This is a genomic window from Prosthecobacter sp. Pr1, from assembly GCF_057652315.1.
Window position 1 is genome coordinate 359,799 of sequence record NZ_JBYFBS010000004.1, and the last position, 26,375, is coordinate 386,173.

Annotated in this window: 20 protein-coding genes and 1 tRNA gene; 10 read left to right on the forward strand and 11 right to left on the reverse strand. The window is 60.1% G+C overall.

Going from position 1 to position 26,375, the window contains the following annotated elements:
- Genes AC24GY_RS09045 through AC24GY_RS09060 form a run of 4 tightly spaced genes read left to right on the forward strand, consistent with a single transcriptional unit; the run spans position 1 to position 4,360 of the window.
- Positions 1-1,644 (forward strand): hypothetical protein, encoded by a 1,644-nt coding sequence (locus AC24GY_RS09045; protein ID WP_487682147.1) that lies wholly within the window; start codon positions 1-3, stop codon positions 1,642-1,644.
- Between the two features lie 37 nt (positions 1,645-1,681).
- A complete protein-coding gene (locus tag AC24GY_RS09050) occupies positions 1,682-2,584 on the forward strand; it encodes a MotA/TolQ/ExbB proton channel family protein (RefSeq protein ID WP_487682148.1) in 903 nt (300 codons plus the stop codon).
- 12 nt (positions 2,585-2,596) lie between these two features.
- The gene (locus AC24GY_RS09055) at positions 2,597-3,439 is read left to right on the forward strand and encodes a hypothetical protein (protein WP_487682150.1); all 843 of its coding nucleotides are present in this window, start codon (positions 2,597-2,599) and stop codon (positions 3,437-3,439) included.
- Between the two features lie 6 nt (positions 3,440-3,445).
- Positions 3,446-4,360 carry a hypothetical protein gene (locus tag AC24GY_RS09060; protein ID WP_487682152.1) on the forward strand — a complete coding sequence of 305 codons (915 nt, stop codon included), beginning with the start codon at positions 3,446-3,448 and terminating at the stop codon, positions 4,358-4,360.
- 58 nt (positions 4,361-4,418) lie between these two features.
- On the opposite strand, the gene AC24GY_RS09065 is transcribed toward AC24GY_RS09060, so the two are convergent.
- The 4 genes from AC24GY_RS09065 to AC24GY_RS09080 all read right to left on the reverse strand — a co-directional run bounded on the left by AC24GY_RS09065 (position 4,419) and on the right by AC24GY_RS09080 (position 7,469).
- Positions 4,419-5,978: a PQQ-binding-like beta-propeller repeat protein gene (locus tag AC24GY_RS09065; protein ID WP_487682154.1), complete on the reverse strand. Its 1,560-nt coding sequence runs from the start codon at positions 5,976-5,978 to the stop codon at positions 4,419-4,421.
- A gap of 70 nt (positions 5,979-6,048) precedes the next feature.
- Positions 6,049-6,123: transfer RNA gene (locus AC24GY_RS09070), tRNA-Lys, on the reverse strand.
- Positions 6,124-6,162: 39 nt separating this feature from the next.
- The gene (locus AC24GY_RS09075) at positions 6,163-6,873 is read right to left on the reverse strand and encodes an HAD-IA family hydrolase (RefSeq protein ID WP_487682156.1); all 711 of its coding nucleotides are present in this window, start codon (positions 6,871-6,873) and stop codon (positions 6,163-6,165) included.
- A 47-nt stretch (positions 6,874-6,920) separates the two neighbouring features.
- The gene (locus AC24GY_RS09080) at positions 6,921-7,469 is read right to left on the reverse strand and encodes a hypothetical protein (protein ID WP_487682158.1); all 549 of its coding nucleotides are present in this window, start codon (positions 7,467-7,469) and stop codon (positions 6,921-6,923) included.
- A 263-nt stretch (positions 7,470-7,732) separates the two neighbouring features.
- On the opposite strand from AC24GY_RS09080, the gene AC24GY_RS09085 reads away from it, so the two are divergent.
- Entirely contained in the window at positions 7,733-10,021 is a 2,289-nt protein-coding gene (locus AC24GY_RS09085) for a DUF1549 domain-containing protein (RefSeq protein ID WP_487682160.1), read from the forward strand.
- 251 nt (positions 10,022-10,272) lie between these two features.
- On the opposite strand, the gene AC24GY_RS09090 is transcribed toward AC24GY_RS09085, so the two are convergent.
- Together AC24GY_RS09090 and AC24GY_RS09095 are read right to left on the reverse strand one after the other, a co-directional pair.
- A complete protein-coding gene (locus AC24GY_RS09090; RefSeq protein WP_487682364.1) occupies positions 10,273-11,673 on the reverse strand; it encodes a DUF1501 domain-containing protein in 1,401 nt (466 codons plus the stop codon).
- A gap of 117 nt (positions 11,674-11,790) precedes the next feature.
- The gene (locus tag AC24GY_RS09095) at positions 11,791-12,774 is read right to left on the reverse strand and encodes a sensor histidine kinase (RefSeq protein WP_487682162.1); all 984 of its coding nucleotides are present in this window, start codon (positions 12,772-12,774) and stop codon (positions 11,791-11,793) included.
- A gap of 458 nt (positions 12,775-13,232) precedes the next feature.
- Between AC24GY_RS09095 and AC24GY_RS09100 the strand changes: the two genes are divergently transcribed.
- Positions 13,233-13,415 carry a hypothetical protein gene (locus tag AC24GY_RS09100; protein ID WP_487682164.1) on the forward strand — a complete coding sequence of 61 codons (183 nt, stop codon included), beginning with the start codon at positions 13,233-13,235 and terminating at the stop codon, positions 13,413-13,415.
- 299 nt (positions 13,416-13,714) lie between these two features.
- On the opposite strand, the gene AC24GY_RS09105 is transcribed toward AC24GY_RS09100, so the two are convergent.
- The gene (locus AC24GY_RS09105; protein WP_487682166.1) at positions 13,715-15,433 is read right to left on the reverse strand and encodes a DUF4407 domain-containing protein; all 1,719 of its coding nucleotides are present in this window, start codon (positions 15,431-15,433) and stop codon (positions 13,715-13,717) included.
- 84 nt (positions 15,434-15,517) lie between these two features.
- Between AC24GY_RS09105 and AC24GY_RS09110 the strand changes: the two genes are divergently transcribed.
- Positions 15,518-16,177 carry a GNAT family N-acetyltransferase gene (locus AC24GY_RS09110; RefSeq protein WP_487682168.1) on the forward strand — a complete coding sequence of 220 codons (660 nt, stop codon included), beginning with the start codon at positions 15,518-15,520 and terminating at the stop codon, positions 16,175-16,177.
- Positions 16,178-16,246: 69 nt separating this feature from the next.
- Here AC24GY_RS09110 and AC24GY_RS09115 read toward each other — a convergent pair whose 3' ends face one another.
- Both AC24GY_RS09115 and AC24GY_RS09120 read right to left on the reverse strand, forming a co-directional pair.
- Positions 16,247-17,623: an alkaline phosphatase family protein gene (locus AC24GY_RS09115; protein ID WP_487682170.1), complete on the reverse strand. Its 1,377-nt coding sequence runs from the start codon at positions 17,621-17,623 to the stop codon at positions 16,247-16,249.
- 92 nt (positions 17,624-17,715) lie between these two features.
- Entirely contained in the window at positions 17,716-19,500 is a 1,785-nt protein-coding gene (locus AC24GY_RS09120; RefSeq protein ID WP_487682172.1) for an SLC13 family permease, read from the reverse strand.
- A 357-nt stretch (positions 19,501-19,857) separates the two neighbouring features.
- On the opposite strand from AC24GY_RS09120, the gene AC24GY_RS09125 reads away from it, so the two are divergent.
- The gene (locus AC24GY_RS09125) at positions 19,858-21,129 is read left to right on the forward strand and encodes a putative Na+/H+ antiporter (RefSeq protein WP_487682174.1); all 1,272 of its coding nucleotides are present in this window, start codon (positions 19,858-19,860) and stop codon (positions 21,127-21,129) included.
- Between the two features lie 453 nt (positions 21,130-21,582).
- Here the strand turns inward: AC24GY_RS09125 and AC24GY_RS09130 are convergent, their stop codons facing one another.
- Together AC24GY_RS09130 and AC24GY_RS09135 are read right to left on the reverse strand one after the other, a co-directional pair.
- Positions 21,583-22,866 (reverse strand): lysozyme inhibitor LprI family protein, encoded by a 1,284-nt coding sequence (locus tag AC24GY_RS09130; protein WP_487682176.1) that lies wholly within the window; start codon positions 22,864-22,866, stop codon positions 21,583-21,585.
- Between the two features lie 391 nt (positions 22,867-23,257).
- The gene (locus AC24GY_RS09135; RefSeq protein WP_487682178.1) at positions 23,258-24,205 is read right to left on the reverse strand and encodes a class I SAM-dependent methyltransferase; all 948 of its coding nucleotides are present in this window, start codon (positions 24,203-24,205) and stop codon (positions 23,258-23,260) included.
- Positions 24,206-24,381: 176 nt separating this feature from the next.
- Here AC24GY_RS09135 and AC24GY_RS09140 point away from each other — a divergent pair, with 176 nt between their 5' ends.
- Both AC24GY_RS09140 and AC24GY_RS09145 read left to right on the forward strand, forming a co-directional pair.
- On the forward strand, positions 24,382-24,915 hold the full coding sequence (locus tag AC24GY_RS09140) for a sigma-70 family RNA polymerase sigma factor (RefSeq protein ID WP_487682180.1): 534 nt from the start codon (positions 24,382-24,384) through the stop codon (positions 24,913-24,915).
- Positions 24,912-26,366, forward strand: coding sequence for a LamG-like jellyroll fold domain-containing protein (locus AC24GY_RS09145; protein WP_487682182.1), 1,455 nt, complete (start codon positions 24,912-24,914; stop codon positions 26,364-26,366). The genes AC24GY_RS09140 and AC24GY_RS09145 overlap by 4 nt, the downstream gene beginning before the upstream one ends.
- Positions 26,367-26,375 lie beyond the last annotated feature (9 nt).

A 26,375-nucleotide genomic window follows, 5' to 3' on the forward strand; every position in this document is an offset into this window, starting at 1 on the left:
ATGAGCAACACAACCTATTCTCTGGAATGGCGCGGCACTGTGAAGTCCGGCCTCACCTATGAAGACATTGAGGCCGGACTCGTCTCGGGTGATTTGCACACCTTGTACAAGATCCAGGTGAACGGCAGACGGCTCGTGCTGCGGGACTTCGTGGAGCAGCGGCGCCCCCTGCTTGCTCCGCCCCCTGTGAGGAATCTCCCGCCGCCTCCAGTGCCGCAGCTCGCCGGCGATCCCCTGCCACGGCCGGATTTGCACTCAGCCGCACCTCCACCGCCGCCCATGGGCAAGGCCGTCCCTTCATCTCTGCAGCTGCCCGCAGGTCACAAGGCGGCAAAGCCCGTCTGGTTCTGGCCAGCCATCATCCTCTCTTCCACCACCTGCCTGCTGCTCGGCGTCGTGTTCGTGTATTTCATCGCCAGCAGTTTTTCCGGCAACCGCAGTTCCAAGACCACAACGAACACCTCCTCAACAAGCACCAGTGCTGGCAGCGAGGGCAAGGGAGAGGCCAAAGCGAGGGTCTTGAAAATCCTCCCCTACTCCCGCGCCGGGAAAGAGTTCTTCCCCAGTGCGCTCGTCTCCACCTATGACGTGCAATGGAACAACCAAGAGCTGAACAGTTTCGACCCGGCCATCTTCGGCAATGAGGGCAGCTGGCTGGGCCTGGTACTGGAAGGGGTGAAAAAGGACGCCCATGTCAGCGTGGCGATCACCGTGGACGGCTTCACAAAACCCTCCAAATGGGAGGGGGAGATCACATCGGTAAGCGAGGACGGCGCGGCCATGATCATGCCCAAGCTCATCTGGGATTACGCGGCACTGCAGAAGGTCCGCCAGCAGCGGCCCGTCAATGTCAGCTTCACCGCCTCAGTCGATGGCAAGCCGCTGCCGGAAGTGACAGAAACCTACACGATGAGATCTATCAACGACTGTCCCCTGGTGCTGCTGAATGCGGATGGCAAAGGAGAAACAAACCTCTCCTTCCTCTTCGCCGCCTACGTCAATGAGGGCCACCCGCAGATTCAGAAAATCCTCAAAGAGGCGCAAGACACCGGCTTGGTGAAGAGTTTCAACGGTTATCAGGGCGATTCCGAGAAGCCAGAAGAGATCAGGATGCAGGTTAAGAGGCAGGTGTTTGCGATCTGGAACGCCCTCCAGCGCCGTGGTATCAAATACAGCAACGTTACCAACACGCCGCCCGGAGACCGCATGTTCTGCCAAAGCGTGCGTTTCTTGGATGAGTCCATTGATAACCGCTCGGCCAACTGTGTGGACGGCACGGTTCTCATGGCCTCTGTGCTGCAAAAGATCGGCATTCAGTCCTACCTCGTGCTAGTCCCCGGCCACTGCTTTCTCGCCTTCAATGAGATAGAGGACAGCGCGGCCCTTCCCACCGGCCTGGAGACCACGATGCTGGGCCGCGACAACATCACCAATGTAGAGAAGCTGGAGTTTCTCTCCGATGCGGAACAGTCCAAAGAAATCCAGGCCTCCGTCAGCACCTTCGTGGAGGCTATGAACGAGGGCAGTGGCAGGATTCAGGGCTGCGTCCTCAATTTGCAGGGGGGGGGCAGTTCAAAATACCGGCTCATCTCCATCAAAGAGGCCCGCAACCTCGGCATCAAACCGATCGCGTCGGAGCAATGAACTCTCCAGCCACGTCCTACCACAAATTCACAGATCCATGAGCCCCCCCCAGGTTCCGCCCTCCAGCCCGGCCCCCATCTCCGGCAATCCCTTCCAAGACCCGAAAAAAGTCCTCGACTGGTCACGCTCAGACATTGAGCGCAGGCTCGGTTTTCGCGGCGGGCGCTTCACCAGTCCGGGCAATACTTTGTCTTTGATCATCGCCCTGCTGCTGACCGCCGCCTTTTACACCGCCATCATTCTGGTGCAGCAGAAATGGCCGCAGACGCGGTGGTTCGCGGCCATGTTTCTGGAGCGCGGCCCCTGCCCCTACCCCACCATGCTGCTCTTCTTCTGGGCGCTGGCTTTGCTGCTGCTCAAATGGCGCAAGCTGGTCTTCCAGCGCAGGGTCTTCGGTCTACCCCTCATGCCGCAGGAGCCTGAATTTGTGCTGACCTCCGCCACCGCCCGCGAGGTGCGCGAGCGCATGAGCACGCTGGTGGACAACCCGCACAACTTCGTCCTCTTCAACCGCATCGATCTCGCACTCGCCAATCTCCACAATATCGGCCACACCGCCGATGTGGCTGCCATCCTCAAGGTGCAGGCGGAAAACGACGAAGCCCAGATCGCCTCCAGCTATGGGATCATTCAGGGCTTCATGTGGGGCATTCCGGTCCTTGGTTTCATCGGCACCGTCCTCGGCCTGAGCCAGGCCATCGGTGCCTTCACGGACACCCTTCAGGCAGGCGGTGATCTCACGGCCATTCGCGCCTCTTTGAAGACGGTTACCGGCGGACTCGCCACCGCCTTTGAAACGACCCTCGTCGCGCTAGTCTGCGCATTCATCCTTCAGCTCATCGTCAGTTTCATGCAGTCCCTGGAATCTCAATTCCTGGACAACTGCAATGACGTCTGCAGCAGGCAGGTCGCTGGAAAACTCCGTTTGCAGGAAACCTGATCAACCACCCGCATGAGAGGCCGGTTCCAAAAATCCCATGGCAGCACCGTGAGCTTCTTCGCGTTCCAGGACGTGATCACGGGCACCACCGGCTTTCTTGTCATCATCACCATTTTTCTCGCGCTCAATCTCGACGAGGTCATCGGTGTCAGCAGCAACACAGATCCCCATGCGGCTCTGGCTGTCACCCTCAAAGACACGCTCGCTGAAATCATGAAGCTCAAGCAGAAGGGCGTCATGGCCGAACTGAGCCCGAACGAAACGGAGGAAACCATCAGACGCATGATCGAGGAATTGAAGCGCTCCATTGAGCGGCTCACTCCCTCCACGCAGCCGGATGCCACCCAGAAGACCACCGAGGAGTCCCCCCTTCAAAGGGAGGTGCGCATTGAAAAGCAGAAGCTGCTGACCCTCATCGAATCACTCAAAAAACTCCTTCCTGAAACCACGGAGAAGGCTGCGAAGGCGGAGTCTGAGCTGGCCGCGCTGGAGAGCGAGGTCAAAAAAATCCAGAGCCTTCTGCAGATGAGCTATGACCAGCAGAACGTCCTGCGCCTGATTCCGGAAAAGAGCACCACCAACAAAGATCCCGTACTCGTCGTGGTCGATAAGACCGGCTTTCGCATCCAGCTTTTTGACGGCTCAAAATCGAAGTCCGCCAGCTCGCTGGAGGAGCTGATGCAGACTTTGACCGCCTTCCCATCAGCACAGCATTACATCGTGCTTTACTTCAAACCCTCGGGCGCGCTGCAGTTCGACGAAGTCACCCGGCGGACTCGGGGCGCAGGTTATGAAATCGGCTATGATCTCATCCCCGAACATATCCAGCTGGAGCCTGCTGTGACAACCAAGTAACCGGCCATGAGAAAACTGCGCCCCAAATCCGAAGAGAGCCTCGACCTGCTGCTCGACACCCTGTGCAATGTCTTTGGCGGCATCATCCTCATCTCCTGCCTGCTGGCGCTTCTGACCAATCAAAAGACTCCCATTCCGGGCGACCCCAGCGGCAACTCAGGCACCGAGGGCCGGCTGCTGGCAGAGCGGATCGAAGCCGCCAAAAACGAACTCGCGGGACTCCTAAAGATCAGCGAAAAAAAGAAGACCAAGGGGCAGGACGAGTTGCAGACCCTGATCAGCGAGCGCAACGAACTTCAGGCCACCCTGGACCGGCTGAGAAAACTACAGCCGACGAATTCCGACACCACTGTCTCCAAAGATCCGGTGGGAGACCTCACGGTGCTCCGCTCCGAGGTCAAGGCCCTCGACCAGCGCCTCGCGGATGCCAAGGCCAGAAAGGATGCGGCGGACAAAAAGGCGCGCGACCTCGCCGCCCAAATCCAAAGCCTTCGCAGCAAGATCACCGCCGAAGATGAAAAACGCATCGAGCATGTGCGCTTCCCCAAAGAGCGGCAGATCACCAAATCGGCCACGAACATCATCTTGAAGTACGGTGCGGTGTATCCGCTGCAGGACTCCTCGGGCGCCAATTATTCCGGCATCACACGTGTCATGAAGGGCCCGGAAGACTACGAAGCCATCCCCAAGAAATCCGAAGGCATCCCCATGACGGACCTTGCAACGTTGCGCAGACTCCTGGCCAGCTACAAGCGGGGAGGTGTTTACGTCAGCCTGTGCGTCTATCCCGATTCATTTGAAACCTTCCGCGCCATCAAAGTGCTGGTCCTTGAGGCAGGCCTTGAATACGGCTTCGACGTGTATCCCGAGCACTACATCATCACCTTCAGTCCCAAAGGCACCTCCCCCGCTCCGCTTTGATGGAGGAGGTTCGGGCGGCGGAGAAGACATCCCGCGCCACCTCAGCCAGCAAGTCGTCTCACTTCACCGGCCGCAGGTCAAAGCACACCAGCTTGTCTTTCTGCCGCACGATCAGCCTGCCATTCGCGATGGCGGGTGAAGAGCAGCCCATGGCATCCGTCTTGGCACGGCCCAGTTGTTCGTAGGCGGCATTGGTGGCCTTCACCATGCGCACATGCGTGCCGTTGTTTTCATAAACCAGCAGCTTGCCGTCAGCGAGCAGCGGGGAGGTGATGGTGCTGTTGATCTCATTCACCACCCACTTCTCCGCACCCGTTTCAAGGTCGATGCACTGATGCTTTTCACCGCAGCAGAGGTAGACGCTGCCTTCGTAAATGATCGGACTGCCCGCGTAGCGACGCGTCACCCAGAAGTGAGACCACGCAGTCTTCGGCGTGCCATCCGCCTGCATTTTGTACGCTCGCAGGCCCACGCCTTCCGTGCCGCTGTAAAGCACCAGCCAGTCGCCGCTGCTCACCGGGGTGCTCTGGCTACCGCCTTCGGCCTTCCATTTCACGCTTCCTGTTTCCGGATCGAGACCGTAGAGCGCGTTGTTGCCATTGATGACGAGCACGGGCTTGCCGCTGCTCGGCGCCCACCACGTGGGGCTGGCGATCAATCCCTTCGCCTCTTTCTGCTCCCACAGCAGCTTTCCATCCGCTTTCGAAAAGGCGCAAGTCGCACCCGTGGCCATGTAAACGCGATCCCCCATCACGAGCGGTGATGCCGCTGGCCCTTTGACGGAAAGCGGTGCCGACCACACAAGCTTGCCGTCGGCCTCGTTCACACAGAGCAGTTCCGAGCTGCACGCTGCATAGACCTTGCCATCCACCACCGCACAGGTGCTGGAGGACTGGCGGCCGCTGGGCTTGCCCGGCTGCGTGTATTTCCAAATCTGTTTCCCGGTGGCCAGATCCAGGCAGAGGATCACATCCTGCGCGGTCTTCACCGTGTTCGGCACCAGCGCGATCATCTTTTCCTTCACGTCCGCAGGGAAGCCTTCGTCATCCAGCCACTTGCTAAACACCGCCGCACTGGCAAACGGCTTGCCCTGGCGGCTGTTCATCTTGTCCAGCCACTCCAGAGCGATAGCATTTTTTCCCGCCTTGAACCGGCTGGCCACCCAGGTGCCGATGTTGATCTCCTCTTTCTCGTTCAGGTTGTCCTTGCGCCACTGCATCACCCATTCATCAAACTTCGCGCCGCGCAGCGCAGGCAGGTTGAGGCGGGTTTCCTCCAGCTTCTTCGCGAGTTCCGGTGAAGTGCCGCGATAGTTCAGCGACTGCATCACCTCCGTGTCGATCTCACGCGTTTCAGAGGGCACACGCTCATGCCACACCACGCTGAGAAACACCTTCTCCCCGCTGACCACCGGGCTGCCGTGGCCACCATACTCATTGCTGGGGATGAAATCGCTCTCCCAGACCTTTTTCAGCCCCTCCGTGGGAAAAGCATCCGCAATCGGACTCGTGTCCTGCGAAACTCCGTTGCGGTCCGGCCCGCGCCATTGATTCCAGTCACCTGCCCATGCAAAGGAGGCGAAGAGCAGGAAGTGCGCAGCAGCAAAAGCGTTTTTCATGAGCAGCCGTAAACGGCTTCGCGACGCCTTAAGTTTCACCAGTCATCACAGCTTGATGCATTGTGATGAATGGTACGCAGGGAGGGGATCGAACCCTCGACCAATTGGTTAAAAGCCAACTGCTCTACCGCTGAGCTACCTGCGCATTCCCGAATCGGGGGCGGGTATGTATTCATAAGACAGCTCAGTGCAAGCCTGAATATGCCCCGGCGCGGACTTTCTTCACCAGCACGTCGAGTCCGCTTTCAGGTCGCTTCACGTGAAAAGCATGAATTCCGCGGCTCTGCGCCCCGCCCAGATCACACTTTTTGTCATCGCCGATGTGCAACGCTTCCTGGGGATGGCAGCCTGCGGCGGCCAGCGCGGCCTCAAACATCCGCGCATGCGGCTTGGCGGCACCGACCTCGCTGGAGATGATGACCTGCTCAAAAAAGCGCAGCAGCTCATGCCCGGCCAGAATGCTGCGCAGCCGGCGGTCGAAATTCGACAGCACCAGCAGCCGGTGATCACGCGAGAGATCCTCCAGCGCCGGCACCACGTCCTCAAACACGCTCCAGGCCTGCGGCAGAGCGTAGTGCAGGTAAAGCTCATCAAACAGGCCATCCAGCACGTTTTCCGCCAGCGGTGCCCCCAGTACCCGGCCAAACACATTTTTCACCAAGGCATGCCACCAGCCACGGTCATCATCTGCGGGCGGCTGCCCCACTGCATGCAGCGGTGGTGCGGTATCCTTCCAGGCCAAGCGGAAGGACTGCATGATGGCCTCCGGCTCCGCCACGATGCCATGCCGCAACGCATGCTGCGCATACGTCAGCCCTACCGGCTCGGCAGGCCGGATCAGCGTGCCTGCCGCATCAAAAAACAAGGTTTGCAGCGGCATGAGGCTGAAAAACAAAAACGGGAGCGACCTTGCAGTCGCTCCCGTGGAGAAATCAGATGAAATTACTTGGAAGCAGTGACCGGATTCTTCGGATTCTTGCCGTAGGTCTGCTCCTGCTCAGGCTCCATGGGGAGCTGCGGCAGGCGGCAATGGTGGCCAGAACCGGGGAGGAGGTAGCCACCGTTGAGATCGTTCAGGCTGCCCACCATGTAGGACTTGGGCTCAGGGGGAGTGATGACGTCCACAGCACCAAAGAGGCCACGGCTGACGGTTTCACCGTAGGTGTAGAGAGCGCTCTGGTACACTTTCTTGGTGGAAACAAAGCCACGTTGCATCACGCCGGTGACAACCCCGGGCCAGCGGCGGATCGCGCGGGCACCAAAGCTGGCTCCGTCATCGACGGTGTCCATGCCGTAGTCGGCGTAGCGGTTGGTTTCACGGAAAGCGATGTCGTCAGTGCGATACACGGCATCCACGCCGATGTTGGTATAGTCACGGGCCTGGCGATCGCTCACCTTGCCGACGAAATTGCTGCCGTCATCGACGATGTCCATCGTGCTGGTTTCAACCTGACCGACGCCCTGGCTTGCATAGCCGAGGCCTCTGTTCACGAGGCCCGCATCACGGCAAGGCAGCACTGAAGAAGGACGCGGGTTGTTCACGACGTTCCTCGTAGCAGTGCAGGAAGCGAGTGTGGAGAGTAGAACAAGGGGCAGGAGCAATTTCATAGATTAATGCGTGATTCTGTCGGAAAGGACCATGGATTGTCAAAGCTAAAATCCGCCAATCTCCGACAAATGCACGCGGGAATGTCGCAGAATGTGAAAGACCCCTGCCAGCAGGGCGTTATCGCGCCATCCCCCTCTGTATGTTCATGAAGCTGAATCCTCTCTGTGCCGTTATTGCATCGCTCGCCACGTCGGCCCTGGTGGCCCATGCCGCCCCCGATCTGAAGGCCACTGCCGCCAAGATTGACGAACTCGTCAATGCCAAGCTCGCCAAGGAGAAAATCCAGCCCAACAAGCCCGCCAGCGATGAAATCTTCGTCCGCCGCGTCTATCTTGATGTCGCAGGCCGCATCCCCACGCTGCAGGAGACCAATGAGTTCCTCAAAAGCAGCGACGCCGACAAACGGGAGAAGTTGATCGACAAACTCCTCGCCAGTGACGGCTACGTGCAGAACTTCTACAACTACTGGGCCGACATCCTGCGCATGAAAAGCCAGATGGTCGGCGGCGGCCAGAGCCTGCCCGCCTTCTACGGCTACTCCAAATGGCTCAAGGACAGCCTGCGCGCCAACAAGCCCTACGATGAAATGGTGCGTGAAGTCGTCACAGCCAGCGGCAAGAGCTACGAAGACGGTGCCATCGGTTTCTACATCCGCGATTACAACATGCCGTTGGATAACATGGCGGTGACCACCCAGATATTTCTGGGCACCAGCATGGTCTGCGCCCAGTGCCACAACCATCCGTTCGATAAATGGACGCAGATGGACTACTACCAGATGGCATCCCACACCCATGGCATGACTGCCAGCAACGGCATCACCAATCCGTTGCTCGCCCAAGCCATCTACGGCGGCGGCGGCGCGGCCAAGAACAAGGCCAACCGATACGGTGGCGCCGTTACCAAATTTGATCTTCCTCCAGGCATCGAGCGCAAGGACGTCGGCCGTGCCATGACCGAAATCCTCCGCCCGCTGCGTTACAACACCGTGCTGGATCAGACGGACAAAAAGCCCCTCCTGCTGCCGCACGACTACCAGTACCCCGACGCCAAACCCAAGCAGAAGATCGAGCCCGTCATCCCCGCCGCCTTCAGCAAGGACGGCAAGATCGTGAAGGAGGGAGTGAAGCCCGTCGCCTCCTACGCCTCATGGATGACAAGCAAGGACAACCCGCGCTTCACCACCGTCATCACCAACCGCCTGTGGAAAAAGCTCATGGGTCAGGGCATCATCGAACCCGTTGACGAGATCACGGACAGCACCGTGCCGAGCAATCCGCAGCTCATGACCTTCCTCGAAGAAACGATGAAGGCAGCCAATTACGACATGCAGGCCGTTCTGCGCGCCATCCTGAACTCGCAGGCCTACCAGCGCGAAGCCTACACCAAGGACGTCGAACTCGGTGAGGTGTACCATTTCCCCGGCCCCCTCCTCCGCCGCATGAGCGCCGAGCAGATCTGGGACAGCATGGTCGCCCTTTACAAGCCCGCTGCGGACAATCCCAGCATCGCCACCAAGGTCGATGGCGAGATCGCGCTGCGCCGCATCGAGTGGTTGGATCGCGCACTGAACAGCCTCACTCCCCAGCAGCTCCAGGCCTGTACCATCGCAGTCGCTCAAAAGCAGAAGGAGCTGGCCGCCGAAGTGCGCGCCGCCCAGGAAACCATGGATGCCGCCGCCAAGGCCAAGGACGAAGCCGCCATCCGCGCCGCCCGCAAGGCCATCCAGAGCCAGCGCAAACGCATCGACGAAGCCGTGGACGCCGTGGTCTATGACGTCGGGTTCAAGCGCTTTGCCGAACTCGCCCGCGAAGGCAAGCTGGATGAATTTTCCAAGGACGAAGATTTTGCCAAGGAAGTGGCCGCAGCCATCAAGCTCAAAAAAGACGGTGAAGACCTCGGCATGGATGAGGCCCTGGACATTCTGGCCAGGCAGCGCCGCGCCAAGCTGAACCAGCAGGCCAAAGCCCGCCTCGAGGCAGACGCCGGACGCTTTGCCGTAGACGAAAAAAATGAAAAGACCTCCCTCGTCGCTTGGGAAAACTTCCGCGACACCTACATGCTGCGCGCCGCCGATCTGCGCAGCCCTGCACCCAACGGCCACTTCCTGCGCGAGTTCGGCCAGAGCGACCGCGAACTCGTCGAAAACGCCAACGACGATGCCAGCGTGAGCCAGGCGCTCATGCTGCTGAACGGCAAGATCTTCAGCCAGCTCATGAACCGCTACACCGTCATCGCCCGTGCGATGGACAAGGCCAGAAAAGAAGGCTCCGAAGCCGTCATCGACACCGTCTATCTCAGCCTCCTCAGCCGCAAGGCCACCCCCGAGGAAAAGGAACTGCTCAAGCCCATCGCCGACAACGCCGACACCACCGACCGCGGCGACGTCCTCTGGACCGTCCTGAACACCCGCCAGTTCTTCTTCATTCAGTAAAAAGTACGACAGACACTCCTGTCTGTCGATCAGCGCAACCGCCATCCCCTTGGCGTGCCCAAGTTCCAAACCGACCGAGGAAAGCGCCAGCCCGCTGGAGCGGCATGGAAGGTCGGCTTGCATGCGATTGGTCTTGGCAGAACGCTGGGCCGACAGACAAGAGAGCCGAGGCTTCGCGAACCGGAGCGAAGCGGAGATAGACGAAGTCAAACAGGCGAAGCCAATCTGTCGTACTTCCAGCAGCCCCCACCCTACGCCATCACGCCCTTCACCACCTCGCCAGCAATGTCCGTGAGCCGGAAATCACGTCCGGCGTAGCGGTAGGTCAGTTTCAAATGGTCCAGCCCCAGCAGATGCAGGATCGTGGCATGCAGGTCGTGAATGTGCACTTTGTCCACAGCGGCGTAGTAGCCGTAGTCGTCCGTCGCGCCGTAGGCCGTGCCGGGTTTGCAGCCGCCACCAGCCAGCCATACGGTGAAGCCGTGCGGATTGTGGTCTCGGCCATCGCTGCCCTGCGCCACCGGGGTGCGGCCAAACTCGCCGCCCCAGACCACCAGCGTGTCGTCCAGCAGGCCGCGTGATTTGAGATCTGCCAGCAGTCCCGCGATGGGCTTGTCGACTTCGGCCGCGTTCTTGGTGTGGCCTTTGAGAAGATCGCTGTGCTGATCCCACTGCACAAAGCTGTCGCTGTGCGTCACCTGCACAAAACGCACGCCGCTTTCGGCAAAACGCCGCGCCATGAGGCACTGGCGGCCAAAGTTTGCCGTCACCGGATCGTCGAGGCCATACATCTTGCGCGTGGCCTCCGTCTCACCGGAGATGTCCTGCAGCTCCGGCAGCGTCGATTGCATGCGGTAGGCCAGCTCAAAGGAATTGATGCGCGCCTCCAGCGCCGCATTCGCCCCTGCCGTGGCCAGATGCGACTGATTCATCTGCGACACCAGATCCAGCTGCGCGCGCTGCATTTCGGGTGTGAGCATCTTGTTGTGAATGTGCTTCACCACCGCCTGCTCCGCCGGGATGCTGGCATTGCCCAGCGGCGTTCCCTGGCAGTAGGCCGGCAGGAAGGCGGAGCTCCAGTTGCTCACACCGCCATGCGCCAGCGTCGGGCAGATCGTCACAAAGGACGGCAGGTCCGAATTCTCCGTCCCCAGGCCGTAGCTGACCCATGAGCCAAGGCTCGGCCGCACAAAGGTATCGCTGCCCGTGTGCAGCTTCAGCAAAGCCCCGCCGTGCGCCGGATTCGTGCCGTGCATGGAGCGGATGATGCACAGGTCATCCACATGCTTCGCCACATGCGGAAAGAGATCGCTCACCGGCAGGCCGCTCTGGCCGTACTGGCGGAATTTCCACGGCGACTTCAGCAAATTGCCCGTCTCGGCGAATTTCACGCGCGGCAGCGCAAAGGGCGGCGGCTTGCCGTGATCGCGGTCCAGCATCGGCTTCGGATCAAACGTGTCCACCTGCGAGGGACCGCCCTTCATCAGCAGAAAAATCACCCGCTTGGCCTTAGCCGGAAAATGCGGCTGCTTCGGTGCCAGCGGATCAATCACCGCCGCCTTGGCAGATTCCAGCCCCAGCACGCCCTGTAGAGCCAGATAACCAAATCCCGCGCAGGAGTTGCGCAGCATATCGCGACGGCTGAAAGGCATCATGGGGGGCATGGTTTTCACATAGCAACATACGGGCCTTGTTGGCCGACTCTTGCTGCCCAAGTACGCTGGATCGGCTTCGCCCGTGCCATTCCGGCTTCTACCGATCTGCCACCATCAATGACGAGCGGAAAGATTGGGCAGTGTCACCCCAAAGGATGCCCCCTTCCCCACCTCGGATTCAAACGTGATTTCGCCACCCAGAAGATGCGCCAGATGCCGTGTGGTGAGCAGCCCCAGCCTCAGCCCGGGAAAATGGGAAGCAGGAGCGTGATGCATCACACAAAACATCTGTCGTGCCTCCACCACGCTGATTCCATTTCCGTTGTCCGTGACCTTCAGCAGAATTCCCTCCGCCCCATCTCCTGAAACTTCGACTTGGACATCCCCCGTATGAGCTGCGCGAATGGCATTGCTCACCAGATTGTCGGCAATGGCATTGAGCTTCTTCAGGTCTGTTGTGATCGTCGCCGGCCCGCTGGTCCTCTGGCACGTCAGCCGAGTTTGCGTTGTCCTCGCCAAGGCGCGATGCCTCTGTTCCAGCGCTTCCAGAAAGGAATCCAAATCCACGCGATCACTCTGGGCCGGAGATTCGCCCGCCAGCAGGGGTGCATAGCTTTGCAGCCGGTCGAGAAGCCTCTGCAAGTGAGTGCCGTTCATTGCCAGCCTGTCCATGACCTCATTCACTCCAGGGTCTCTGGGCCCCTCCACCAGAGATGTTGCATTGAGCAAGACAGACTGCAGGGAGTTGCGCAGTTCATGGGTCACCCCCTGCAAAAGCAGCACCCGTGAATGAGCGGCCGCCCTGGAGATTTCTGATGCCGCCATCAGTCTCTCGTTCGCGTCTTTGAGCTGGCTGGCGTGCAAGGCAATCTCCGCCTCCTGCGCCGCCACAAAGTGCAGGCAGTAATTCGCGACCTTGACGTCAAAAAAAAGCCGCGCCTCTCGACAGGCTTCGTCCAGAGATGCGTCTGCAACGCATCCTTTCAACCGTAAAAGCTCCAGCACCACCACCTCGGTGATGCCGCCCAGCGCCTTGATGACAACATCAAGCCGATGCCCCGTCCGGCACTCCATCCCTGCCGCACGGATTGGCGGCATTTGTGCCTCCCCGGTCATCACGTGAGGAAGCACCAACATCAATTCGTCCAGCAGCAGCGGCAGATTCGTTTGAATCGAATCCAAGATGGATTGATGCCCCTGCCCCCTTGCTTCAAAAGCCACGGCGCATTCGGCCATGATCCGGGCGCTGTTTTCTTTCAGGCACTGCCCCAACACTCCGACATCTGAAGGTTGGTTTGGGTGGGGCGTGATCATTTGGCATGACTCTTCGCATCTGCTGGCATCATCAGATGCGTCTAAATGCGCCCGTGATTAGCGGAGGCCTCCACGATCGCTCTGAAGTCGTCCCGGGAAGGCAGCAACCGGGTTTTTATGATCATTGAATGCATGGTCGAAATCTACGCTTCAAAGCACACCAGTGCGCCAAAATTTCCCTCTGAAATATGCGCGCGACTTTGGGGGTGCACGCGATTTCACGGGGAATCCACTTAAAAGCCATGTCATCTCACATCACCGTCGAACGCGTTGAGACAAAGCAGACCCTCATTGAAGTTGCCGCCAAGACCGCGGAAGAGGCCTTCAACGAGGTGAAAGCCGGTCAAGGTCACGAATTGGGGACAGTCAAAAACTCCGAGCTCCTGATCCGTGACAAAGACCTGCCAAAGCGGTCGCGCAAATAAGCTGCCGGAGAAGCCAGGCGACAAAAATAAAGACATCACCTCATCAAAGCAGGACGATTCTTTAGTTAAGCATCAGGCTAGTACGATGGACACTCCTGTCGGTCGACCAGCGCTCACGCAGCGCCGTATCATACCGCGCCGGTGGAAGCCCTTCTGAGCCGGTTCCATCGCTGCGCAAAAGCACAAAGTTTGCAGCTGGCAAACCGGCGATCATGACTATTGAAGGCCGGTTTGGAGTGAAGCGTGAGCGAGACAGCCTGCACCGCCGCTGATCGACAGGCAGGAATGCCTGTCGTACTTTACGCCCGCCCCGTCGCCGGCGTCCCGCGCTTGGCATCATCGTGGAAGAACCTCTCCATGCGCTCGCGCAGGTCGGCGTAGAAGTTGCGTGACATTTCCTCGATCGCATCGGCCGTGTGGCTGACACCGCTCTTGGCGGCCAGTTCCCGCGCAATGCGACTCCGCTCTTCAAAGTCACGCTCCAGGTCCATGAGGTACACCAGGAACTCCTTCGCGGAACGCGCGCCGTCCACGCTGGTGACCAAAGAACGCTCCAGTGTCTTGTTGCGTGTGAGGTTCAGCATTTTGCTCCCCGCCAGTTCCTTCATCTGCAGACTGAAGCCTTCCATGAAGGCCTTGCGCTCGCCCTCAAAACCCATCTCCTCGCGGTCCAGCAGCGTGTCATACGGGCCGGGTTTGGAAAAGAATTTCATGATCAGCGGAATCGTGTCCACCAGCATGAAGAGCAGCGTCAGCACCAGGTAGGCGACGAGTGCAAACGTGCCGCCCTGCGCCCCCTGCTCAAACAGCTCATGCAGCGCCAGCGTCTGCGTGAGGATGTCACGGCGCGGCTCCGCGCGGATGCCGGTGATCCGTGTGTCCTCGTCCTTGATGAGCTGGGTGATCTCCGTGTGCAGATTCTTCTGCTGCAGCAGCAGCGCGTCGATCTGCGTTTTGAGCGTCTCGCGGATGGCGTTCTGCTGGCCCACAAACTGGTCCGCCTGCTCCGTCTGCACCTTCTGCTTCAGCGCGGCCACGCGATCCCGCTCCGCTTTGTTGAGCGCTGCTTCTTCAGCGGCCTTGGCATCCAGCGCGGTGTTCACGCCATCCTCAGCTGCTTTGATCTCGGCCACCACCGCCACGCGGGTCTTCGTCATCGTGTCCAGCACGCCACTCAGACGCGCGGACTCCGCACGCCGCCACGTGAGCTGGTCTTCCTGAATGCTCTTCGCACGCGGCCCCAGGCCGATGATGCCGCTGCGCTGGCCATTGACCTCGCGCTCAAATTCTGTCTGCCAGTGGTTCAGCTCCTCGGCGATCTTTTGGTACTCCTTGCTCAGCGTGGCCATCTCCGTGTCCAGCTTCGTCAGGCGTTCTTTGCCCGGAGCCACCGCCTCGGCGATCTTCGCCTCGCGCTCCGCCTTGGCCGCCTTCTCATCTTCCGTCAGCGGCTTCTCGATCGGCTTGCCGCTCTCATCCAGAAACTTCGCCTGGAAGGTCGCGTTCCAGTTCTCACGTTGTTTGGCGATCTCCTCTTCCAGCGGCACCAGTCGCGCCTCCACGGCGACCTTCTGCTGCTTGGAAACTTCACGCGCCGCTTCGATCTCGCTCTGCCGGTGTTTTTCGATGACCGAGGAAATCGTGTCCTTGAACAGCAGCAGCGTCAGCGGATGCGAAATCGTCACGCCCATCAGCGCGGCCACCACCAGGCGCAGTGAGAACTGCGAGATCTTGCGGAAGAAGCCCTGGTAGGCGCGATACGTGGCCAGCAGCGCACGGTCCACCGTCAGGATGATAAACGACCACACCAGCGACACCGGCGCGATGATGTACCAGTTGTCCGTCAGCGTGCTCAGCGCATACGCGCAGGCGATGATGGCAAACGTGGAGGGCACCAGCACCGTGGCGCCAAAGGCCACGTACTTGCGCCGCTCCCACGCCGGACAGGCATCGAGGTTGTCGGAGGAGGCTGCAGAGAGCCAGAAAAAGACGCGTTCGATGCGTTGCAGGAGGTTCATGGGCGTGTGGGGCTGCCGGATTCGGAGTGTGCGGGCGGGCGCGAGATTGTCAATCTGCGGGACTGGATTAATAAGGCCCACCCTATGACGCCAGTGTTCGACGAAGCATTCATCTGTGATTCCGTGCCTGCGGAAATCATGGATCATGCCTGGGCGTTAGGCTGGCGGCATTTTGGCAGGCATTTCTTCCGCTACAGCACCCAGCGTGCCCAGGACGGCGGCCTGCAGACCATCACCCCGCTGCGCATCGATCTCGACTGCTGCACCTTCTCCAAAAGCCAGCGTCGCGTGCTGAACAAGAACGCCGACCTGCGCACCGAGATCTCCCCCGCCGCCATTGATGCCGAACTGCGCGCCCTCTTCCAGCGCCACAAGCAGCGCTTCACTCACAACATCCCCGACACCCTCGAAACCTTCCTCGGCCCCGATCCCACCCAGGGCCCCTGCGAGTGCCGCATGATCCGCGTCTTCGACGGCCCCAGACTCATCGCCGCCAGCTACCTCGATGTCGGCCAGCACGCCGCCTCCAGCGTCTACGGCCTCTTTGAGCCGGAGCACTCAAGGCGCAGCCTCGGCATCTTCACCCTCCTGCTGGAGATCCAGCACTGCCGCACCGCCGGCCTCCGCCATCTCTACTCCGGCTACGCCACCCGCGAGCCCAGTGTGTACGATTACAAAAAGCAGTTCCGCAGCACCGAGTATCTCGACTGGACCCAAGGTGAGTGGCTGCCATTGTTGCCTTGACGCCCCATGTCGGGTGGATGCCCACTACTGCCAAGATAGCAAATGATCTCTTGGCGGCGGAGAAGCAGCCTACTTGCCGTCCAAGAGCGGCTGCAAGACGGGACCATCCATGTTTTTCACCTTCAAGCCGAGCAAGGCGCCAATCGTCGGTGCCACGGAGGTGTTGCTGACCGTGCCGCACCGGGCGCCCGCCTGGATGCCCGCGCCCCAGGCGACAAACGTCGCGTGCATGTCCGGCTCTGCGGCGTCAGATCCGTGTGAGCCCTTGGTCACCCCATCCGCAGGCGTCACCACCACGTCGCCGATCGGCGAGTCCACGAAATTGAAACCGCTCGCCGCCGACAGCACGAGGTCAGCCATCTGCGGATTCTTCGTTGGATCAGGCAGCCCCTGGGCGGCGAAGTCAGCCTGAGAGATCACGGCTCCCACGCCTTCCAGCTGGCGGAACTGCTCGGCGAGCTTCGCCACCTGTGCCGCACGACCTTCATCCCGCAGCACATAGATAAAACAGGCCCCACCCTGCGCCACTGCGCGGACACTGCCGCCCGTGATGCGCGTCCCGAGTGCGGTGAGCAAGCCCTCCTGCCGCAGCAGCACATTCGGCAGAACTCGCCGGCGGTAGGACACGAAGCCATGATCAGACACCACCACCAGCGTCGCGCGCCCGCCATGAGTGCGCTGCAGCTCCTGCCAGAGCTCGGCCACGCACGCGTCCTGATTTTTCAATGCGGCATAGGCCTGCGGTGAGCGGGGACCAAACCGGTGCTGCGCGTGATCGAGCTCCACAAAATGCATGAGCAGCAGATGCGGGCGATGAAGGCCCATCACATGCTTCCCCATCTGCGCAAACATGCGGTCCCTTTCCGCGATGCGCCCGGTGTTCCACCACTCCTCCTGCATGCCCCAAGGGATGCCTTTCGCGGTGAACTCCTCCAGCAGCGAGGGTGTGGCGAACTGCTTCACCAACGCCATCGAGCCCACATCCGGAATGGTCCAGTCCAGCGTACGCGCACCGCGAGTCGCAGGCCAGATCAGCGCTGCCGTCTTTAATCCCGCCTGTTTCGCGAGGTCGTAGATCGTCGGCACCTTCACAATCTCGTCCTTGTTGAAAATGGGATCGACCACCAGCGGCACGATCTCGTTCTTTACGCGATCAAGCACGCTGTTGCCAAGCACCCCATGCTTTCCGGGATGCACGCCCGTGACCAGCGTGGTGTGGTTGGGCCAGGTGACCGTGGGCATCGAGGCGATCATGCCCTGCGCACGCGCCCCCTCGGCGACCAGCCGGCGCAGCGTCGGGATCTCCGCCACGGGATCGTCGAGGTAGAAGTTCGCCAGGCCATCCACGCTCACCATCAAGACCATGCGCTCGGGAGTTTCCGCATCCACGCGGGCGGCACCAAGCAGCATGAAGAGAGCAAGCGGGAGAATGGAAAGACGGAACATCCCTGCGATGTAGCCTGCCTGCTCCGCGTTTCAAGCGATGCTGCACAACGCTGAAACCTCCAGCCTGACGCCGTGCCGGTGCTGTCCTCCCGTCAAGGCCGCGCCACAAACGGCCAGAACAGCGGGATGAAATAAACGGACAGGCCCCAGAAGAGCAGGTTCAAGGGCACCCCCACACGGACGAAGTCACTGAAGCGATAACCGCCCGCGTTGTACACCATCGTATTGGTCTGGTAGCCCACGGGGGTGGCAAAGCTGGTGGAGGCGGCAAACGTCACGGCCACAAGGAAGGGCTTGGGATCAAGGCCGATGCTATGCGCCGTGGCGATGGCAATGGGGGCGATCAGCACGGCAGCGCCGGTGTTGCTCATGAACTCCGTGAGGATCGCGGTGACGAGATAGATGGCGGCAAGCAGAGCCATGGGATCATCCCTCCCGGCAAGGCGGAGCACCACATCCGTGATGGTCTGCGCGGCGCCGGTCTTCTGCATGGCGATGCCCAGCGGCAGGATGCCCGCCAGCATCACCAGCACTCGCCAGTCCACCGCACCATAAGCCTGCTCCGGGCGCAGGCAGCGCAGCATGATGAGCAGCAGCACTCCCGCGAGCGCCCCCACAAGAATGGGCAAAATTTTCAGCGCGGCGAGCACGACGACAAGAACGAACACCCCCAGCGCCAGCGCAGCCTTGCCACGTTGTCGCACCGGTGCCTCCAGCTCATTGAGGACGAGCAGCCCGTCCTCCGCACGCACGCGGTCGATGCCCGCCTGCTCTCCCAGCAGCAGCAGGGCATCCCCAATGCGCAGCCTCACGCTGGAGAGCTTTTCACGCAGCACCTGGCCGGTGCGCTGCACGGCCAGGGCGATGACGCCGGTTTTCTGGCCAAAGCGGATTTCCGCCAGCGTGCGCCCGATGAAGGGCGAACCTGGAGGGACGATGGTTTCACAGAGCTTCACCTCCTTGGAGCGGATGGTTTCATCCCGCAGCTTGAACTCGGGCTCGATTTCAAGCTTCAGCTTGGTGGTGACTGCCAGCAGCTTGTCCGGCCTTGCGCGAACGAGCAGAAGATCCTGCTCCTGCACGCTCTCACCCACGGCGGCCATGATGGTGTGGGTGGCACGACGGATCTCCAGCACGGTGACGTCATGCTCACGTGACAGCGGAGTCTGGCCAATGCGCTGGCCGATGAGCGGCGAGCCCGCCATGACGCGCAGCTCCGTGACATACTCGCCAAGCTGATAAACATCCGTGAGCTGCTCCGCGCGGCGCGCCGGCAGCAGCCAGCCGCCGAAAAACACCAGGTAGGCGACCCCGGCCAGCGTCAGCAACAGGCCCAGCGGAGCAAATTCAAACAGGCTGAAGCTGCCGAGACCTGACTTCTCGTAGATGGAGTTCACGAGGAGACTGGTGGAGGTGCCGATGAGCGTGCACACGCCGCCGAACTGGGAGGCAAAGCTCAGCGGGATGAGCACGCGTGAGGCGGGGATCTTTCTAGCGGCGGCAGCGGCGATGACCAGCGGCAGAAAGACGGCAACGGCCGCCGTGTTGTTGACGAAGGCGGAGACGGGCACCACGCAGAGCATGACGAGCATGCAGAACATGCCCGGGCTGCTGCCGCCGCTTTTGGCAAGCAGCCTGCCCAGGGCATCCAGCGCACCCGTCTTCTGCAAGGCTGAACTGAGCACGAACATGCAGCCCACGATGATGACGGCGGGATTGGAAAAGCCCGCGATTCCCTCCTCCACCGTGACCACCCCTGTGATGAGCAGAACGGCCGCAGCCAGCAGCGCGACGATGTCCACCGGCAGCTTTTCCGTGGCGAAGAGCATGACGGCTCCCAGGAGCGTGATGAGGGTCACCCAGAGATCAAAACTCATGCGGGCAAATGATCATGGAAGGATGCGCCCGCGCGGCGGGACCTTCGGATGAGGTGAGGATGTTTCATAGGGGGGCGTAAAGAGAAACGCAGCAATGGAGCCAAGGCAAGATCAGGCTACGAGCGCCCCCCGGTTCATGAGAGAAATTTCGGATGATTTCTGCTCCAGTGTCCATGAATGCAGCCAGAGTCTCGACAACGACACGGCCGATGAATGCACTTCATGCGTTTGCCGGGGTAAATGGGCGGCTGATTCAAGCCGCAGAAGCGCACGACAAAGCCAGTTTCGCTGGTTAATTCACCCATCCTCCGCCAGGCTGCCAAACAAATATCTGCCATTGCCTGACACCTCCAAAGCATGACCGCCTCCCCCATCGAAATCCTCGCGACCACGCTCTTCGCACTCGCCGTGCTGCACACCTTTGCGGTCAAGCGCTTCGCCCACTGGGCCCATCGCTATCCCGAAGGCTCCATCATGGAGAACATCCTGCATTTCCTGGCCGAAACCGAAGTCGTCTTTGGCCTTTGGGGGGCGGCGCTGTTCGCGGGAATCGCCGTGCTGAAACACTCGCTCCATGACGCGGTGGTCTACATCGAGGGGCTGAATTTCACCGAGCCCAAGTTTGTCTTTGTCGTCATGGTCGTCGCTGCGACCCGTCCCGTGGTTCAGCTCGCTGAAACCTGCATCTCAGGCCTCGCACGCGTGCTGCCGTTTCAGGCCAGCGTGGCCTACTACTTTGCCGCCCTGTCCTTCGGCACCCTGCTGGGCTCGCTCATCACCGAGCCAGCGGCGATGACCCTGATCGCCATCCTTCTCAAACGCCGTTACTTCGACTGCGGCATCGGCACAGGCCTCGCCTACGCCACGCTCGGGCTGCTGTTTGTGAACATCTCCATTGGCGGCACGCTCACGCATTTTGCCGCGCCGCCCGTGCTCATGGTCGCCTCCAAGTGGCAGTGGGACTCCTGGTTCATGCTCACCCACTTTGGCTGGCGTGCCGTCGCCAGTTGCATCGTCGCCACCGCTATTGTGACCTTTTTCTACCGGGCCGAGCTGAGCCGGGTGGAAGTGGTGGAGCAGCCCGCGCGGCCCCTGCCCGCATGGCTCACGCTGCTGCATGTTGTCTTCCTGGCGCTGGTCGTGTTGTTCGCGCATCACCCGGATGTCTTCTTCGGCGTTTTCATGCTCTTCCTCGGCATGGTCAGCGCCACGCAGGAATTCCAGGATGATCTGCGCCTGCGTGAAGGCCTGCTCGTCGGCTACTTCCTCGCCGGTCTCGTCACCCTCGGATCGCTGCAGTCCTGGTGGCTGCAGCCGCTCATCGCCGGGCTGGATGGTTCCAGCATGTTCTTCGGCGCCACCGGCCTCACCGCCCTCACCGACAATGCCGCCCTGACCTATCTCGGCTCCTTGGTCGAAGGCATCTCCCCCAAGCTCCAGTACGCCCTCGTCGCCGGTGCCGTCACCGGCGGCGGCCTCACCGTCATCGCCAATGCGCCCAATCCAGCCGGCATCGGCATCCTGCAAAGCTCCAAAGCCTTTAACAACGAAGGCATCAGCCCCCTGCGGCTCTTCCTCGGAGCCTTGCTGCCGACCGGCATCGCCATCGTGTTCTTCTGGTTGGTCTGACGCCGGCAGACGGCTCCCAGCCGGATTTGATGCCAGATGCCACGCCTAAGCACGGCATCACGGCATCTTTTTTTGGCCACCACTCTCAATAAGCCCACTTCATGGCACAAAATAGCAGATGATGGCAATTGATGGAATCCTGCGACCGCCAAAGAACGCGTGAACGGCATCTTTTCGCCCTGCCTTGAATGCCGAAGAGCTTGTTCACCACCCAGGGGTCTGCCCGCCACAACAGAGCGGAAACTTCCCCAAATTCCCCAAATACCTCGGGGGTGGTGTACGCGCGCCATTGCTGAAGATCCCAGGAGGAGGCGGAGCGGGCCTACGCGCCCGGGAGCTTCGTTTCCCGTTTCCACCTCTAGAGGCACAAATGATTTCAAAAAGCGCCCGATAACGATGCTGCTATCGTGTCAACCTCAAATGCAAATGTACCACCTACTGGAAATGCTCGTTCTAAAAACGAGCACTCATATACCCTTCCATTGTTTGAACGAACCATGCACCTTCACGATTAGTTCCAATGTGAAACACTCTTTGATCTGTGCCGTCCGGCATTAATTTGCTTGTGTAAACGTAGTCTAGGTGGACTGACCATCTGCCCGGTCCAACACGCTCAATTCGGAAACGGCGGACTTGCCCTATAGTGGCCTTCCCAGCCCACTCGCCACGTTCATTGTAGAATGCAATACATGCCTTCACAAGTGCATCATCGGATGGAGAGGAATGATCTGAATTGCTCACAACTTTTCCAGCCTTATACCCCTTCAAATAATCCGTTCGTTCTTTTAACAACGATATCATTGCCTTCTGGTGATCCATTGCGTAGGAGTTGGGACCACTTACGAAAGTTCGGGCCATTCGTTCAGCTTGAACGTCCCGCCATTTTATCCATGCACGCTGCTCGTCACGAAGAGCTTTTTGCTGTGACGGTGATAACGACATCATCAAAGCATCATACACTCGACCGATTTTCTCATGAGCTTGCTCAAGGGTGAGAGGTCTATTTTCGCCAAACATGGGTAGCTGCGTGGGCTGGGCCACTTCACCAGCTTTATATTCTCTTAGATAATCTGTTCGCTCTCTTAACAACGATATCATCGCGTTGCTGTAATCCTGAGCGTAAGAGTTTGGCCCTGTCATAAATGTGCGTGCCATGCGCTCAGCTTGGGTGTCCCGCCATTTTATCCATTCACGCTGCTCATCACGAAGAATTTTCTGCTGTGTTGGCGTTAAGGACTTCATCAAAGCGCCGTAAACCTCCCCGATTAATTCGTGTGCCTGCTCGATGGTGCGAGGTTCATTCACTCCCAGCGTTTGAAGGTGCGCTAAAGGGACGATCTGTTTCGATATTGGTGATATGGTCTGTTGCGGGTTCGGATTTGCAACCGGTCGGCTGGCCTGACTTCTCGACGATAAATTAAAGATGAAAATGACCGCGCCGGCCAACATCGCCAGAATCATGACGCACCCTAAGGAGCTTGAAGATGAACCACCAGAATCGGACCCTGAGGAATCAGAGCTTGTCGAGTCGTAGGATTTGCTATCGAATGTTGCCGTCTCAGGTTTTGAAGGGTTGCGCGTCCCGTTGTCATAGCCCGCATTGTAAGCGGAAGACTTGAAAATGTTGCCTACAATGCCATGTCCCATCTGATCTAAAAAACCAGCTTTTGAACCGTCTTTTTGCCCTTCTTCATTATCGTCCATCGACCTTTTGGAATCGGAATCGAAAATGCCCATGGCTGGTTATGGAAAATTGAATTGAGAAGCTCTGTAAAAAATAGGGGTGTAAATACAGTTTAAATGAAGAATGCCCTGTGCGCCAGTTCATTTCTCAGGCCAAAATCTTATGTTCTTCATGTTATCCACTCATCGTATGAGACGCACCGAGGACGGCGGCACACGCCCTCGCTACGATGAAAAAACACGCCTCAGGCTGGAGCGCTGCCGCAGAAACGGAATGATTGCTTGGTGCTCCTTGTATCTCCTGCTTTGTCTCTATTTAAAGCTGACGATTCCACGGCTAAAATAAAACACACAACGGCAAATGCCTGTCATCCAGCATTCACAGACAAGGTGATTTGACGATCCCGTCCCTTGCTCACTCACCCTTTTGACTTTGCCACCCCCCCTACCGCCGGATGTGCAAAAACAGATTCACGCCCTCAGGCTCCCACATCACCTCGATCGAATCCGCCGGCGCTCCCGCCTCCAGCGCCAGGGCGCGCAGATGATCCCGCGTGCGGTGCTGCAGCACCCAGTCGCCCAGCAGCTCCATGTAGTCTCGGCTCGGATTGTGGTCGGAGAAATTTCCCACCACCACCTCTCCGCCCCGCTTCGTCACGGCCATCAGTGCCTTGAGCAGAAAGACAAACGTCCGGTCCGTGAGGTAGTCAAACAGCCCCGCCGACCACACCAGCTCGTAGCCCTTGGCCGGCAGAAAGCGCAGCACATTGCGGTGGTAAAACTCCACCCGCTTGGCAAACGGCACGCACAGCTTCTTCGCCCGCTCGATGGCGTGGATCTCGGCGTCCACGCAGTCAAAAAACACATCGCAGTCCGGGTTGTCCAGCACCCACTCACGCACGTCACGCGCCGGGCCGCTGGCCACGTTAAGCACGCTCAGCGGCGCCTTGGTGCGCCCGGCGGCGTGTGAATTCAGCAGCTGGTGAAAGTAGGCCTTCCGGTTTCGCACCGCATTCGGCGCCGCCTGGGAGTGAAAGTAGAGATCCCAGCGCCGCAGGTGCGGCTCTTGGGCGATCTGCATCGTGTAGATGGCCTCAATGATCTCAAAATCACCGCTGTAGCCGTATTTCTTCCCCAGCGCCCGCGCCTGCATCGTCCCTTCCAGATGCCTATTTGTAACGTCTTGAGCGTAAGCAAGCACATCATCCCGGGCGATCACCTTGGCGCGTACAGCATCTCCCAGCAGCCGCAGCGTACGGTTCATCTGCGCATAGTCATTCGGCATCGGACCGCCCTGCGCCATGAGTTCCCGCAGCAGCTCGTCACACTCAATCAAAGGCGCAAATTCGTTCTTACGAACTGAATGGCGTTCTTGGCGGACAGGGGGCGGCATGCGCAGGGGGTGGCAGATTGAAGCCTCGATAGGCGTAATGGGTTGATAATAAGCGTTTATTTACATTTCGGGAAGCAAAAAATAACAGATCCCGCCTGCAAACCTCTGTTTTGGGTCAATTCACATTCATCCGTAAAATCAGCACTTCTGGCGGAGATAAGAACATAAGCCCACTCATGTCTCCCTCCGAAAACGAACGCCACCACCGCTTCCTGCGCAGCTTCACCGCGCATGAGCCCGCCATCCGCGCCCATGTGCGGCGGCTGGTGCCCGCACGCGCAGACGCGGATGATGTGATGCAGGAGATCAGCGTCGTCCTCTGGGAGAAGTTCGACTCCCTGCATGAGGGCGCAGATTTCAAAGCCTGGGCCTTCGGCGTGGCACGCTATGAGGTCCTCGCCTGGCTGCGAGATCGCGGTCGCGACCGCCTCGTTCTCGATGAAGAAGTCATCACCAAGATCGCGGAGGAAACCGCCGCCATCGAGCCCCTGCTGGAGCGCCAGCGCGAGGCCCTGGAGCTCTGCATGCAAAAAGTGCCCGAGGACCAGCGCGGCCTCCTCATGCAGGCCTACCAGCCCGACTCGAGCATCCAAACCGTCGCTCAAGGCAGCGGTCGCACCGTCCCCGGCTTTTACCAATGGCTGCACCGCATGCGCAAGCTCCTGCTCGACTGCATCCGCCGCGCCATGACTCAGGAGGTGGCCTTATGAAAGCCGAGCTGGAAGTCCTCACCACCGCCTATCTCGACGGCACCATCACGCCGCCGCAGCTGCAGCAGCTCAATGCCCTGCTGCTGGCCGATGCCGCAGCACGTCGTGAATTCGCCGAACTGCTCAATGTGGACTCCGCCCTCGCTGCTCTGGCCGCAGACTGGACACCACCTCAAGTCACTGCGAAGCCCACCCGCTGGCTCACCGCTTCGCCACGCTGGCTCGCCGCCGCCGCCTGCCTCTCCCTGTTCCTCGGTGCCTGGTTTTGGCAGGACACCCATCGCGCCTTTGCCACCGTGGGCAAAGCCGCCGGCGTGGTGGAACTCGCAGATGGCGCGAGCCTGCGCGGCGAATCCTACCACATCGATGCAGGCAGCATCTCCCTCACCACCGCACGCGGCGCACGCATCGTCATCGAGGCACCCGCAGAGTTTCGCTTTGAGTCCGCGCAGCGTCTGCACATGAAGCGCGGCCGCCTTGCTGCCGATGTACCACCTTCAGCCAAAGGCTTCACCGTCATCACCCCCACAGGAGATGCCGTGGATCTCGGCACGCGCTTCGGTGTGGATGTGCCTTCTAGCGGCTCCGCTGAAGTCCACGTCTTCCAGGGCGAGGTCATCACCAAGGCCTCCGGCGCTCATGCCAATCAAAGCCTGCGCGGTGGTGATGCGGTCTCCTTTGCTCAAGGTGCCAGCACCGCACGCGAGCTACGCTCCTCCGCCTTCATCCAGCCGGATGAACTCCCCGGCCTCACCGCCGGTCTCGCCGCCGGTCAGCGCGCGCGCTCCGCCGCAGCCACCTCCGCTTTGAAGCAAGACCCCGCCCTCATTGCGCTGCACGATTTCGAATCCGCCGAAGAACTCCCCGGCGTTTACCGCCGCGTGCAGGGCCGCTGGCCGGGTTCCCACGCGCCGGAGTTTGTGAATGTGGGCGATCACTTGAAGCTCGATGTCGGCGGCGGCCGCGACTGGCCGCAGCTCACGCTCGCCGCCTGGGTGCGCATTGACCGCCTCGGCGCGCCCTACCAGTCCCTGCTACATACGGATGGCTGGAGCGGCAACAATCCCGGCCAGGTGCACTGGATCATCAACCGCGACACCACCATGCGCCTCGCCCTCATCGGCAACACCCTCGCCCCCGGTTCCACCGAGCGCCAAGGCCACCCCGACTCCCGCACCCCCGTGCTGCCGGAGCAGGGCCGCTGGGTGCACCTAGCCACTGTCTATGATTCCACCCGCGGCACCGTGCGCTTTTATCTCAATGGTGAGTTCGACAAAGAAACCAGCCTGGACATTGCGCACCCCGCACGCCTCGGCCCCGCGCAGATCGGCAACTGGAACCAGCAGGACCGCAAGCTCAGCGGCCGTGTCGATGAACTCCTCCTGCTCGGTCGCGCCATGTCGGACGATGAACTCCGCGCCCTGCACGCCGCAGGCAATCCCTACCGCTGATCCCACTTC